This is a genomic window from Segatella cerevisiae, assembly GCF_024054555.1.
Taxonomy (GTDB): domain Bacteria; phylum Bacteroidota; class Bacteroidia; order Bacteroidales; family Bacteroidaceae; genus Prevotella; species Prevotella cerevisiae.
Genome location: NZ_JAMXLY010000001.1, coordinates 130,054 through 144,853 on the forward strand (window position 1 = coordinate 130,054; position 14,800 = coordinate 144,853).

General features: G+C 38.5%; 10 protein-coding genes and 1 CRISPR repeat array (1 of these 11 cut by a window edge). All 10 genes read right to left on the reverse strand.

Annotated features, from left to right (window positions below; translation table 11 throughout):
• Positions 1 to 3,498: direct repeats of the CRISPR family, unit length 30 nt; unit sequence GTTTCAATTCCATAAAGGTACGAGTAAAAC (it extends 5,507 nt beyond the left edge of the window).
• Between the two features lie 808 nt (positions 3,499 to 4,306).
• The 10 genes from cas2 to NG821_RS00525 all read right to left on the reverse strand — a co-directional run bounded on the left by cas2 (position 4,307) and on the right by NG821_RS00525 (position 14,757).
• On the reverse strand, positions 4,307 to 4,570 hold the full coding sequence (gene cas2, locus NG821_RS00480; RefSeq protein ID WP_252759691.1) for a CRISPR-associated endonuclease Cas2: 264 nt from the start codon (positions 4,568 to 4,570) through the stop codon (positions 4,307 to 4,309).
• Between the two features lies 1 nt (position 4,571).
• A complete protein-coding gene (gene cas1b / locus NG821_RS00485) occupies positions 4,572 to 5,585 on the reverse strand; it encodes a type I-B CRISPR-associated endonuclease Cas1b (RefSeq protein ID WP_252759692.1) in 1,014 nt (337 codons plus the stop codon).
• Entirely contained in the window at positions 5,582 to 6,097 is a 516-nt protein-coding gene (gene cas4 / locus NG821_RS00490; protein ID WP_252759693.1) for a CRISPR-associated protein Cas4, read from the reverse strand. Before cas4 ends, cas1b begins: the two co-directional genes overlap by 4 nt.
• Complete coding sequence (gene cas3, locus NG821_RS00495; protein ID WP_252759694.1) at positions 6,094 to 8,361, reverse strand: CRISPR-associated helicase Cas3'; 2,268 nt, start codon at positions 8,359 to 8,361, stop codon at positions 6,094 to 6,096. The genes cas4 and cas3 overlap by 4 nt, the downstream gene beginning before the upstream one ends.
• Entirely contained in the window at positions 8,345 to 9,022 is a 678-nt protein-coding gene (gene cas5b / locus NG821_RS00500) for a type I-B CRISPR-associated protein Cas5b (protein WP_252759695.1), read from the reverse strand. Before cas5b ends, cas3 begins: the two co-directional genes overlap by 17 nt.
• Positions 9,019 to 10,074 (reverse strand): type I-B CRISPR-associated protein Cas7/Cst2/DevR, encoded by a 1,056-nt coding sequence (cas7i, locus tag NG821_RS00505; RefSeq protein ID WP_252759696.1) that lies wholly within the window; start codon positions 10,072 to 10,074, stop codon positions 9,019 to 9,021. The genes cas5b and cas7i overlap by 4 nt, the downstream gene beginning before the upstream one ends.
• Positions 10,075 to 10,089: 15 nt before the next feature.
• Positions 10,090 to 11,481: a type I-B CRISPR-associated protein Cas8b1/Cst1 gene (gene cas8a1 / locus NG821_RS00510; RefSeq protein ID WP_252759697.1), complete on the reverse strand. Its 1,392-nt coding sequence runs from the start codon at positions 11,479 to 11,481 to the stop codon at positions 10,090 to 10,092.
• Positions 11,482 to 11,534: 53 nt separating this feature from the next.
• The gene (cas6, locus tag NG821_RS00515) at positions 11,535 to 12,329 is read right to left on the reverse strand and encodes a CRISPR-associated endoribonuclease Cas6 (protein ID WP_252759698.1); all 795 of its coding nucleotides are present in this window, start codon (positions 12,327 to 12,329) and stop codon (positions 11,535 to 11,537) included.
• Positions 12,330 to 12,774: 445 nt separating this feature from the next.
• A complete protein-coding gene (locus NG821_RS00520; protein ID WP_252759699.1) occupies positions 12,775 to 13,824 on the reverse strand; it encodes a DNA methyltransferase in 1,050 nt (349 codons plus the stop codon).
• A 162-nt stretch (positions 13,825 to 13,986) separates the two neighbouring features.
• A complete protein-coding gene (locus tag NG821_RS00525) occupies positions 13,987 to 14,757 on the reverse strand; it encodes a DpnI domain-containing protein (RefSeq protein WP_252759700.1) in 771 nt (256 codons plus the stop codon).
• Between the last annotated feature and the right edge of the window lie 43 nt (positions 14,758 to 14,800).

The following is a 14,800-nucleotide window of genomic DNA, read 5'->3' on the forward strand; positions in this document are numbered from 1 at the left end:
ATGATGTTTCAATTCCATAAAGGTACGAGTAAAACCTTATCTGCTTGATACGGAGGGTCAGTCCATTCCGGTTTCAATTCCATAAAGGTACGAGTAAAACTCTTGTCAAGACATCCGTTATCACACGGACATCCACGTTTCAATTCCATAAAGGTACGAGTAAAACTTTAAATGTTATTTGTTCCGCTGCCAGTATCGCTCGTTTCAATTCCATAAAGGTACGAGTAAAACTATTACGCGTGGATTCCCGTACATGTCATTTTTTGCCGTTTCAATTCCATAAAGGTACGAGTAAAACAAGCTGCCACGGGTATATTTGTGCGCGAACTATCAAGTTTCAATTCCATAAAGGTACGAGTAAAACTGAACTTGCAAAGGCGCGCGCGAGCAGCCTTAATTTGTTTCAATTCCATAAAGGTACGAGTAAAACGACCTATTAGTAATCGAGTCCTTTTCAATAGGTCAGTTTCAATTCCATAAAGGTACGAGTAAAACCTGAATTAAAAGAACGATTATCTCCTGATTGGGACGTTTCAATTCCATAAAGGTACGAGTAAAACTTTGCGCTTTTGATTGCTCGCAGATGGTCGCAAGGGTTTCAATTCCATAAAGGTACGAGTAAAACCAAAATCTCATGTAAGCCGTCTTAACTGTTTTGCCTGTTTCAATTCCATAAAGGTACGAGTAAAACATTTGCGCTTTTGATTGCTCGCAGATGGTTTCATGGGTTTCAATTCCATAAAGGTACGAGTAAAACTTGCGCTTTTGATTGCTCGCAGATGGTTTCATGGGTTTCAATTCCATAAAGGTACGAGTAAAACCTTTGCCTGAATTTGAATATCTGAAAGATAATCAAGTTTCAATTCCATAAAGGTACGAGTAAAACCTGAGAGTGCACTATATATTACACTCAACAACGACGTTTCAATTCCATAAAGGTACGAGTAAAACGAAAGACGGGAGAGTTATAAAAACGAAAACTCCTACGTTTCAATTCCATAAAGGTACGAGTAAAACCTTGACGCCAATTCAAGTGACGGAATTGCAAGCGAGTTTCAATTCCATAAAGGTACGAGTAAAACCAGTATAGCTCCTTTGTGGGCTTATATCGCAAGTATGTTTCAATTCCATAAAGGTACGAGTAAAACGTATCTGCCTTTTCGATACAGTCAACTACTCCATTTCGTTTCAATTCCATAAAGGTACGAGTAAAACATATATGACACATCGGTGCCGGCTGATGACCCATGTTTCAATTCCATAAAGGTACGAGTAAAACTCAATAACGGGACACAATTAATTAAGTCATTAACGTTTCAATTCCATAAAGGTACGAGTAAAACAATTGTCATCTTATATTAGGATGAAATTATTGTAGTTTCAATTCCATAAAGGTACGAGTAAAACTTATTGACCAGATAATTTCTGATTGTGACGAAAGTGAGTTTCAATTCCATAAAGGTACGAGTAAAACACAAGGCGCTTTCTGGGCGCCCTAAATATTATCGGTTTCAATTCCATAAAGGTACGAGTAAAACCAGAAAGTCGCTATCAAGCGAAGAAACAATGTCCGGTTTCAATTCCATAAAGGTACGAGTAAAACTGTTGACTATATTTGTTGACGATGTAAAAGACATCGTTTCAATTCCATAAAGGTACGAGTAAAACTCGGCCTCTTTTTCGGAGATATAGAAATTGATCAGTTTCAATTCCATAAAGGTACGAGTAAAACTTAATAGTTAACAGATGTTAGCAAATATATGACACATGTTTCAATTCCATAAAGGTACGAGTAAAACGCTTTGCGGTTTGTCCGGGGGACTGGTCGTATAGTGTTTCAATTCCATAAAGGTACGAGTAAAACTTGTATCCGGAGCTGAAAACGATGGATGACCTTAGTTTCAATTCCATAAAGGTACGAGTAAAACATCATCTCCGGTATACCGGTTCACACGAAAGACATGTTTCAATTCCATAAAGGTACGAGTAAAACAGCTTAATTTGTATACTATCTCAAATTCGAAAGCAGTTTCAATTCCATAAAGGTACGAGTAAAACTTTGATAAGGAAGACCTATTCATTCTACGACCTCGGTTTCAATTCCATAAAGGTACGAGTAAAACACACGACAAATGTAGGCAAATAACGACAAAAATAAGTTTCAATTCCATAAAGGTACGAGTAAAACTGCGGAGATTGACTGAACAGGACCACATTACTAATGTTTCAATTCCATAAAGGTACGAGTAAAACGATGTTTAACGTTTGAGAATCAAGATATTCGCGTTTCGTTTCAATTCCATAAAGGTACGAGTAAAACAGCAGCTGTCAAGTTGAATAAGTTATACAACTCGAGTTTCAATTCCATAAAGGTACGAGTAAAACAGTTGACTCCTCGGGACAAATACAGAATGATGTACGGTTTCAATTCCATAAAGGTACGAGTAAAACAGGCAGCTATTGAATTAAACAGATTGTATAACTCAAGTTTCAATTCCATAAAGGTACGAGTAAAACTCCATAAACACAATCCGCACAGCACACAGTACGCTTGTTTCAATTCCATAAAGGTACGAGTAAAACATATATGACACATCGGTGCCGGCTGATGACCCATGTTTCAATTCCATAAAGGTACGAGTAAAACCGAAAAATTCAAAGAAGGTGATTTTGTCATTATTTAGTTTCAATTCCATAAAGGTACGAGTAAAACCGTCTGGTTGAGGCGTGACAACGGAAGGCAGTTCGTTTCAATTCCATAAAGGTACGAGTAAAACACGGTAATTATCCGTATGATATTCAAAACCCGTAGTTTCAATTCCATAAAGGTACGAGTAAAACTTTTAGTCTTTTTTGTTAAATGATGTTGACAGATGTGTTTCAATTCCATAAAGGTACGAGTAAAACCTTGACGCCAATTCAAGTGACGGAATTGCAAGCGAGTTTCAATTCCATAAAGGTACGAGTAAAACTGTTTAACGTTTTAGAGTCATAATATTTGCGCTTCGTTTCAATTCCATAAAGGTACGAGTAAAACGCCGAACGTGTAGACGTTGACTGGAGCGATACCAGGTTTCAATTCCATAAAGGTACGAGTAAAACAGGCAGCTATTGAATTAAACAGATTGTATAATTCGAGTTTCAATTCCATAAAGGTACGAGTAAAACATGATTGGGAAGCATCATTTCTATCTTTCAACGCGGTTTCAATTCCATAAAGGTACGAGTAAAACCAAACGTGCGTTGAAGTTAGGAGGTGAAATATATCGGTTTCAATTCCATAAAGGTACGAGTAAAACCTTGGGCGGCAAAACATATCGTGGTAATGACTTCGTGTTTCAATTCCATAAAGGTACGAGTAAAACTTGCAAAAGAAGAGGATTATGCGTTTTTGTTCGGAGCGTTTCAATTCCATAAAGGTACGAGTAAAACCGAACACTACAAAGGTGTTGACCAGTTCGTTGCTGGGTTTCAATTCCATAAAGGTACGAGTAAAACAGGTAAATAGATGACTGCAAATATACGATAAATAAAAGGATTTATGAAACAAAAATTCAAAAATATCTTTTAAAATAATGGCGATGCTTAAAAATTGATTTTATCCCTGTCATCGACAACTCCTTTATTTATAAGGTATATCAATATGTCAAAGAACACTTAGGCATCATAAGAGGAACCACAGAAATGAAATAATAAGGACATTGACAACAATAATAAGGAACACCAACCGAATTATGCCAAAGAATGTCGGTCTCACTTTTACCCAGGGGGCGCGATTTCCAATCACATTTCTTATCTGAGAAGCAGTTCCCCACACCACAAAGTTACAAATTCAGGAACCTTTCACCAAATTTTAGAATTAATTGTTCTTCCCTAATTTGCCAATGACATCATCCGTTCTGATATTTTGGTAGGTCAAATAGCTCCGTTTTTTCAAGGGCTACTTCATTGAAAAATACTTATTTTATCTTGGTGGTCTTTCAAATTTGGCGATGGTAACCTTCTATGATAATAAATGGTATACCAGAGGGCTGCGGTTTACTGAAAATAACGAATGAATGAGCCCTCATGTAGAGCCCAGAATTGATGGCGACAGAATACGGCTTTCCTCATTTCAGGATTGCCGAAATCCGCTTCGGCAAATTCCCAGTCAGAGCCGTATAGACAAGCTTGAGATCCATGAGGAACTCTTTCTGTCACTTGCTGACTACATACTTTACCGAGTAGCATATCTGATATATGACGCAAAGCCGGATATCCGTCTGTTGAAACATCTCCGAATGGCATCCGGAAAGCCCGTAAACCATCAAAGAAAATTATCTGTTGACATTCTCTCCTTTCCAAGTATCTTTTTATTCATTGTATAGCCCATCTTATTACTAAAAATAATGATACTATCTTCTCTCTTGTTAATAATCAATTCCATTCTGAAAATCAACTCTTTCAATTTTGCTTCAGTGATCTCTCCTTCAAATACGGAATTCTGAATCCAACAGAGGTACTGTCTGCAAAGTTTAAGCATCTTGGCAACTCTTTTTATACTGATATCATATACCAAAATCACATACATCTTACCAATACATTTTAAAAGGTTTATATTCTTCAATACCAAGAATATCCTTTAAGAGTTTATAACATTCAAGTTTTATCAGATGCCGATAACTGACATTCCGACCCAAAGAACGATGTCTAAAGGTTTCTTCATACCTCTCTTCCATTGCCTTCACAAAAATCTTAGAACCTTTGTCATTCAGTAGACAGCGGTTTAATCGGAAATCAAAATGTTGTTCTTGCAAAGCATGTTTATTCAAGACTTTAAAGATTACCCGATCAACAACAATAGGTTTAAAAATTTCAGAAATATCCAGGCACAATGAATATCTCCTTTCCCCGGGTGTATGGAGAAAACTAATTGTTGGATTCAACTGGGTTAGGTGAATGGCCCTTAAAGTTTCTACATAGCACATCATATTTCCAAATGAGATCAAGGCATTGACCTCATTCTGTGGAGGGCGCTTCGTCCGAGGTCCCATTGTAAAATCATTCAAAATAATATCAAAGGCAGAATAATAGAGTTTGCGAATATTTCCTTCCGTACCCATTACTTCTTCTACACTAGCAGATCGAGGAAGAGCATCATTTAGACGGCGAATATCCTTTATTGTTTCCGTCAGATCTTTTCCTCTGCGCTGATAGTAATTCAAGTTCATAACCATATTCCAAGCTGCACCCTGAATCAACTTTCTGGCAATCTCCACCCTTCTCTTCTTGTTCAAAAAGGTTTTTGACTGGGCCAATAAAGTCTGGCCGGAAAGCAGCCCGTCACGAGGCATAAAGCTACCTGTATAGTTCTTATAATAATCAAAAAAGTGAACAGGTATGTCCTTTTGTCCAAGGAACCCATAGAGGGCACTATTTGCCCTCAGACTACCAAAAACATATAATTCTGAAATATCCTCCACAGGAAGATAACGTGGGGGCAAAAGTTGCTCTTCTCCGATTTGTTCACTTATAGGAGTAAACTTCAAGGTGTTATCCTTACGTTCCATAATTCCAGAGCTAAAAAGATAAAAACTTCTCTTCATAGTGTCTCCTCCTCTTGTGTATAACAAAACTCATAATAGCTACAGTTTTTGCAGATTCCTCTGATACACTTTTCGGGGCAAGTTTCTTGCCCCATAATGGCAGAGATTGACTGCATCATTTTCTGGATTCTGACTTTATCCGCATCACTCAAGTCTATCTCACGAGTCTTATGCAACGTAGGATATTCCAATACTCCACGAATACCATCAATACCATGTCGTTCAAAGACATATAAATAATATTTCAATTGCCATTCATGAGCCTTTTCTATTTTATTGGATTTCTTAATTTCATGGATCACCTTATTTCTAACATCATAATAATCCACCTTAATCCCATCAATTGCGACTTCTTCATACTTTGATGAACGCTGCGAATAGCTATACTCATGAATCAATTTTCCCTCTTCTACCAAGCCTGAATTTTGTTCCATATTGATTCCATGAGAAAACAGCCATAGCTTCCGCTTACAGACTAAAAAATAATTAAAATGAGTTCCTGTTATCATCATAGACAATTATCATTATATTCAGAGGGAGCATCTGCAGCATTCATCTGCAGTCCAAGTTCATGAGTATATTTTCGATTCACCACATAAACACGAGAGGTATAAATTTTAGAGTGGGCATCTGAAAAGTAAGGGAATGACTGTAGGCCAATGGCACCATCTTCTTCCAATGCATGAAATTGGCCAGTGCTGACAGAAACCAGGAGTTCAGAAGCCTTAATCAAGTGGTATTCAGAAACTCGTTTCCGGTATTCTGCTGACAAAGCTACTGGTAAAATCTTTATGCCATCAAACTGCTTGTAAAAGTCTGCTTCCCTTTTATCACTCTCATCTAACGGCCTTAATTCATGTGTAATGAAATTCATCAGAATTTTCCGGGTTAAGTCATATTCCTTTTTCTGCTGCGGGGCCCAATCAGGATAAACCACGTCAATCACTTTCTGCAATTGTTTTTCTTGTATAATCCCATCATAATCCTCTTCTATTTCCTGTAAAGCAATCAAAGTCCGTGAAATGACTTTAGAATCTTTATAAATAAATCGGTCCTGTTCATTTCTATCCTTAAAGACATAACAGGTACAGATCCCCTTTTTCCGTTTTCTGTTAACCCGGCCAAAACGCTGAAGTAATGCATCTATTGGAGCAGGTTCAGAATAAAGTACGTCAAAATCAATATCCAAACTAATTTCAATAGCTTGAGTACCTACAAGAAGACTCACATGTTCATTCTGCAAAAGAGACTCATGGTTAAAACGGTCTTCACTGTTAAACTTTCCATGGAGCAAAACTTTCTGAGGCGCATCCAAATGGTCGAAAACATACTGTGAAGTTTCTACCGTATTACATACGACCAGCACCTTCTTAGCCATATTGATATCTTTCTGTATCAGTTCCAAATGATCCATAAGCTTACCCTCCAGTATCTTGACCCGATGACGTCTAAAAGACCGATAAAGTTCAGGATCCGCTCTAATTTCCCGAAAAGGCCGGATAACCATCTCTATCTCACGTTTCATAAAAGAAGGAAGTGTAGCTGTCATGAGATGTACACTCACGTTCATAAATTTTACGGCAAACTGAAGAAGTACGATTATTTGGGCAAATAAGGCTGCATCATAGGCATGGATCTCATCAATAATAAAATATCCTCCACACCATTCAAATAACCCTTTTTCATAACCTTTCAGACCATATAAAGATTTCAAAAGTTGAAAAGGGGTCACAATTTTAACTGGGGTAACCATTGACTTGAAACCCTCCGCTAATTTACGTAGATCCTCCGTGGAATAGGATTGGTCCGCCATTCGAGTCTCTATATACTGAGCCAGTTTTCCATGAATCATTCCCACCTTCTTCTCTGGAGAGGGCATCTCCTCATTCAGCCGTTCATACATTGCATTAATGGAAGCAGTATAAGGCAGGATATAGTATACTCTCCCCTGCCCTTTCACTTGCAATTGCTGCTTCAACCAAGCAAAGGCAGCCTCCGTCTTCCCTGAACCTGTCGGAGCCACAAGCAAGACATTCCCCGCACAATTCGCATCTTCTCTCTGATGATGGTAAAATGGATAATGATATAAAAATTCAAAATCCTCCATGTCAAGTTTCAAAAGATGCTTTATCCCTGCGGAAGCCAGATGATCACATTGTTTGAGAGCACCAGTCAGCAACAGGCGGAAAAAGGTTTCAGAATCCTCTATATCTTTATTGTTACGCAATTCCTTACGGATCAGGTCAACTGGTTGGAAGGGTAAGGATGTATTTCCATGGATTCCATAATTCTTTAGCAAAGACCAGACAAAATGACTGTCCATTTTTTCACATTCTTTGCAAAAATCCATTCTATCATCACCCTCCAAATCATAGTCATCCTGTTCATAATTATGATCAACAAAACAGAACAAATCCGCCAACGGTTTATGATGTCCCAAAACTGGGAACTCCACCCATTGTTTTTCTTCCTCTTCCAAATCAGAATTCCGGATAAAATAGAGAGAGAACAACTCGTGCCGTTGATGACACCAATGATTAGGCTGCTTATGCAACAACTTTTGGAACTCAGGATGAACCTTCCCCATATCATGGAAGACAATGGCTTCACTAAGGATTTTCCAAAAAGCCTGTTTATGCCCCCCTGGAACATCGGGAACACAATTCTTTAGCTGCTCCATGATATGAAGACAGTCATCAATATGCTGTCTTAAAGATATTTCCGGTTCAGATTTGGCTAAGACCAAAGTTCTCTGTTGTTTAATCTCTTCTTCCAAAGTTTAGATGATGAAAATAAATATCAATTTTCCGACCTTCAATGGAATCCTCATATGCGGGGATGTTAGTAGAAAAGTCTTCAGCCTGATAAGGGATCACAGAAAAAGCCTGTGTTCCAAGATTCTTCCTTGGGATTTCATCAGTAAAATATTCCGGTAAGGCCTGAACAATCCCGGGAAGATAATGCCCCTCAAAAGGGACAATCTGTCCCTTTATTTTTTGGGCTTTATCAACTTCTTCAAGTTCATACTCCCCAATCCCATCCACACTGGCCAGATCATTGCTCCTTCCCAATAAAATCTGAAACTGAGGTTTTCGAAAGTAATCTACCAGTTGATTCTCTTTCAAATAAATGAATAATCTACAGTCATAGAGAAAGTTCCGTTGCAAGACATTAGATTTCGTCTTATTGTTCGGAGTACCTTTACCAGTAAGCCCCACCTGATAGATAGTTTCCAGATCCGTAGACTCAGCCCCATACTCAAAGTAATAGCCAATATCCAGATGATCATGGACAATATAATTTCCCGCACAGGCATTCATGAGTCCCAATACAGTACTTAAGGGGGGAACATGAAGAGTCGGTTGGTAACCTGATATCAAATTAGGATAGCGGAAACTTGCAGTCCAGGAACTGATTTCTATTCGGTATACTTTCATGATTCCATCTGTTGTTTAATCTGCAACACATAATGCTCAATGGATTGGTTAACCGGACCCAATTCTACCATATCCTTATGATCAGAAGCCAGTTGTGCCAATTCTTGATCATATTCATCAAAAAAGCCACTTCGCTTTCCGATAAATATCTTTCCTCTGAATGTTGAGCTATAATCATCTATTACTTCTTTAAGCCCTTTTACGTTCAGCACTGCTTTCTCATTGCGATCACCCGAACCCATTACAATATGAGAAAAAGGATGATTTCCCGTCACAGTAGTGGCCAAAATAATCAATTTAGGAGTGACATCTCCCAAATTGTTAGTCTGCATAGCGCCACCGGAAATATTCTTCAAAGCCAAAATAGTATCTGAAACACGTTGCTGTCTTACTTGCAAAGGTAAGCGGATTAATTTTCCGCTTCCAAACGGATCAACAATCTCATTCCCCCCTTCTGTCATAGCAAATTCTTTCAAACTCTCTGACAGATTCTTATAACCACTGCGATTATAGTCAGAAAAAGTACCCGCCATATCTGCATCCAGAGAAAACATACCCTTCATCACTGCGCTATATTCCTGCCTTTTATAAGGGACAGAATCACCGTCTTGCCTTGACATACTGGACCAGTTGGCAGCAGGATGCACCGACGCAACAGAAACCAGTGCTGAATTTTTCAAGGGAGAAACCCTAGTCACCGTGATATTACGACTCTTTTTCTTCCCTTTTTCTTCATACTCTTCTGTGGCAGCACGCATATATCCAAAAATATCATCATCCGGATAACGGATCGGATCGGCATTCGTAAAAGCGATATTCTTATCCCTCGTTACAGGAGAGAGTGTCCAACCGAGATCTTTCTGAAGCGTATTCCGCCACCAGTATCTCCATGCTTGACCGGAAACATAAACATAGTTCTCTCCATTTTTATAAATCGACTTCGTCTTTACAGCATTATCATAATTTGATGAAGTGTCAGCCCCACCATTATTCAGTGCCACTACATCCACATCCAGCAACACAAATCCTTGAATCTTTAAATTGTTTTCCATATTTTACATTTTTAATCATTCTTCCATTATTTGATTTTCTACTGATTCTACAGCGACTTTCCGATGTTGTTCCTGCAACTTCTCATAGAGTGCAATTTCTAAAACGTCCCTTGTTTCTTTCCAGGAATCAATATCAGGAAAAAGGTAATCCACATAATCCCGGACACTGACGATCGCATCCTCATTCCCCTCTTCATAATTTTTAGCGACCACATCCTTCAGGATAATCCTTCTCAGCAAATATGAGTTCGTAGCCCCATCCAGCTTTTTCAGGACTTTACCAATTCCACGGTCATCATTCGAAGAAATAATAAAATCCGCCATCTGTACAATTTTATCAACTGTCTCCTTTTTCATATTTAAGATATTTAAAACATAGACCCTAACAATCCGGAAGATTAACTCATGTCCTTTGGCAAACTGACACATCTCCGGTAAAATGGATTGACCTTTCAGTAAATTCTGATAGATAGAGTTCTGCCAATATTGAAAATCCTCACTGGTCGCCACTGAAATCTTCCGATTCTCCTTTACTTGAAAACCATGTTCCTGTTCATCATAAGAGGCCCCTTTTCTCCTATAATATCGTGATATGAAAGTATCCCAGCAATCTTTATTTTCCCCTTCTTGAGTAAACCTATAAAATTTCAATATCTGGAAGGGCAACTGGTAAACCGTCAATTCAGGACTTGCGCCAAAATTAGAGAAATGATATAAAGTCAGACTGCATAGAACCTGACCAAATTCCCGTTTTTTTTGCTCAATCACTTGATCGGCATATCGGAAAAGTGCAGTACTGGGATCATTGGACTTCGCACGAAGCACAGACTCAGAACTATTTTGCACGACAGCCATTAGATTTTGTTTACAAATCTTCTGGCTGAAAAATCTGGAAACTTCCAGAATGTTACTTGAAATCAAAGCCAATTTTCCTTGAAGAGACATACAAGCTAAAGGCAAGAAAAAAGCCCTGATAAGAACTTCCTTGGAAAGCATGATACCTCTCTGAAAGTTATGGTGAAAATTGACAAATGTATTTGAACCTGTCAATACCATATTGTTCCGTCCTCCCGGAAACACCATTGTCCTGCGTCCGGTTATCTGGCAAAAGCCCATTCGTCCATCTTGGTCATTCAACAAGGATGAATAGTACTTTCGTGTCTCTTCTTTTTTCCTATTGCCTTTAAAAGCAGGCTGAGTGATGGTAGAATCAAGAAAAAACGAATTCAGTTTGCCACCCCAATGCTCAACATAAATATCAGTCACCGTCATGATCAGTTCCAAAATATCCTCATCGGGGTACAATTCACTGACTTGTTCTAAGGCATACCCGCCAGCATCCACAAACGGGTCACCCGTCGGCCTCGTCAACCATTGTTCATCAATCTTGTCATAAGTGCGCTTCATGATTCAATCTATTTAATTTTAGACTCCTCTCATTCAAAACAGGATCTTTTACTTTAACCTTTACAACCCGAATCTTCTAAGCCAATACATCCAAATCCCTGTGAACATTCTTCACCTATTCCTCCTTCAAAAGCAACATGCAGGAGTTCTCCAGGAGCTGTCAGTTTAAAATGATACATAAACCCTCTCACCCGCGTCTGCTGAGCCGTACCAGACTTGATGGTGACAAGCACAGATTTAGGCTGGCTTAAAATTTCCAGACAAAAAGCAGAGAGATCACCTTGGAAATCCCGATGATAATAGGCCTTATACCGGGACAATAAACCTTTCAAGACAGCCTGATTATAATGCTCACTTCCCGGCACGAGATATTGTCTCCGGAGTCCTTCCCGCTCACGGATACAAACTGGTGAAAGGGTCAGGAACTTCATTTCCTTCTGAAAAGTCACAGGTGTCAGCGCCTCAACCTTTCTGACAGAAAAGGCCACTTGAAAATCCTGATTGCCAAGAACAAATTCCTGATGTGCGAATAAACCCTCAATAAATTCAGATGTACTCTTTTCTGGTAAGAAACTGATCAACCATTCCACCCGATCTCCGATGATATTAATGCATCCTGCCTTAGGGATAATCCGATATTTCTCAAATTCGAAACGAGAATAGCAAAACAACTTAAACCGTTTGCCATTATCCAATTGAAAGCCATTATCATGCAACCATGATGAATACCTTTCATCAGCACTAGCCAAAAGTTTGTAAATTACAGCAGATTGTTCATACTGATAATTAATCGGCAAGCAATCACCATATCGACCACGGTCTACGGTCAGAGTCAATTTAAATCTCATTACGATTACAATTAGTGCAGATAGATTATTTTTTGCAGATTATTAGTCAGTCAACACCGGCCACTTTTCACTATGCATTTTATCAGATCCAAAGACGAACCGTCTAAACAGATAATCTGAATTCCACTTATTATTCATTCTGTTTTCACAGCTCTGAGTTATACTCCTACCAAAATGCTTTTCATTGCTTACAAATATAAAAAAAATATAATATAGTACCCAGAAAGCAGTAATAAATTTATTTTTTTTTGCTTTCATTTGAAAGTTTTAATTATTAGAATATCTGTTAAGACTACGGCAAGTTCAATATAGAAGTGCCATTTCTGGGTGTTGGTAAGACGGAATAATCTATACTGGAAGACATCGGGGAGTTTGGAGGCGAACAGTCCCCATAAGGAGAAATTTGACGTGCATTTTCAAGTACACTTTAATTAAATATACACGTTTATCTTAAAATTCCATCTTCAAAAGGTAATTGACCTTCAACTACAGAGGCTTCCTCGCAAAATTCTTCATGTGCTTTAAGCATTTTCAAATCAGCAATATGATTAATCAAGTTCTTTCTCGCATCCTGATTTTCTATTTCTTCACGCCTAGCTTTTGACATGTCACAGAATTCCTCGTCCTGTTCTATTCCTGCAAATCGGCGGCCACATAAATTAGCTGCAATACCGGTCGTACTGCTCCCGCTAAATGGATCCAATATCCAATCTCCCGAATCAGTAGAAGCCAGAATAAGACGAGTAAGAAGACTGAGCGGCTTTTGCGTCGGATGCTTACCTTGAGATTTCTCCCATCGACCTATAGCTGGCAGTCGCCAAACATCTGTCATCTGCTTATCCCCATTCAAATGTTTCATAAGATGGTAATGGAACTTATGTGGCTTTTTAGGAAATTTCCTGGCCCAAATAATAAATTCTGTAGAATAGGTGAAGAAACGGCAGGATATATTTGCAGGAGGATTCGTCTTCTGCCACGTAATAACATTCAGAATCTTATAGCCTAGTTCATTGAGACAATTTGCTACAGAGAAGATGTTATGATATGTTCCACTTATCCATATTGTTCCATTGTCTTTCAATTTATCCCGGCACAAGCGCAACCACTCCTCATTGAAATCCATCATTTCATCCAGGCTTTTACCTTTATCCCAAGCGCCTTTATCCACACAGACGACCTTTCCGCTTTGCAAGGACATTCCACCATTGGAAAGGAAATATGGTGGATCAGCGAAGATCATGTCAAACTTGAAATCAAATTGCTTTAGCAACTTGAATGAATCGCCATGAGCTAGCAGGAAATCATGTTTGGGAGAAATATAAAAAGGAAAGTGCTCCTTAACAGAAAAGTCAGTTGTAAAATAATCCTCTGCATCAAGAACAATCTGCTGTGAACGATAAGAATGCCGAACTGCTGACAAAGCCTCAGTTTGAGACTTTGCCTCAATCTGTACTGAACGTACAAGCCTTTCTTCTATTTCGACATCAAACTTCATTTCTGAAGACAAAGTTCAGAAATAAACGGCAAATAAAGCCATGATGATCAATCTTTGACATTTCTGATCAAAGAAGATCATTGGTAAAATCATCAAGTCTATTGAAAATCAATGAATTGATAAATCATAGCGATAATAGCTATGTTAACAAATGATCTCAAATTATAGGATTCGTCTGTAATTTCCCCTTCTCTTAAACTCTAAGAGCCCCTTGTTCCTCAGAAACTGCAACTGCTGTCTGATCTTATCATGGATATGATTATTGTCGGGATGCTTTAACTTTAATTCATCGGCAAAAGCATAAATATCTTGTAAGGTAAAATTACGTCCGAGGCGCTGGACACAAGAGAGAATATCTACCAGCCACCTCCTACCTTCCAAACTATTTGTTTGGAGAGAATAAATCTTCTTGTAGTCTGAGACGACCTCCTGAGGATTTCTTATTGTTCCATCAATAATAATCGGTATCTTTGCAGCATCTGGTATTTCACTTAACTGAATGTTACAACCTACCCATCCGGTGCGTTCTGCCGTAGAAGGTAATGGACTTCTTCTCACAATGATTTGAGGTACAAAGAAGCATTTAGGAACAATCACGAGATTGTTTACCTCATATCTGTCATAGTGCAAAAAGAAAAAACTCGGATTCTCCAAGGAGGTTATCCTGCTGATCATGGTTTGATAAACTCCATCTACTACCGTATGGATAAATCTGGATGAATCAGATTGCTTGCTTTTCAACTCATACTGTGATTTACAATGATCACAGACGAAATCTTTCACCGGTGCGTTCGGTTCGGCATGCCTGATCGAAGTTTCGCCACAAATCGGACAGTACATATTTGCGGCAAGCCAATTTTCAGTTAAGACTCTCGCAATCTGTGACTTGCTCTTATAACCGTCAGCAAATGATAAATCAAAATGTAAATTCATTTTTAAAGGTAAAATAGGCTTCAAATTTCATAATGGCAAATCC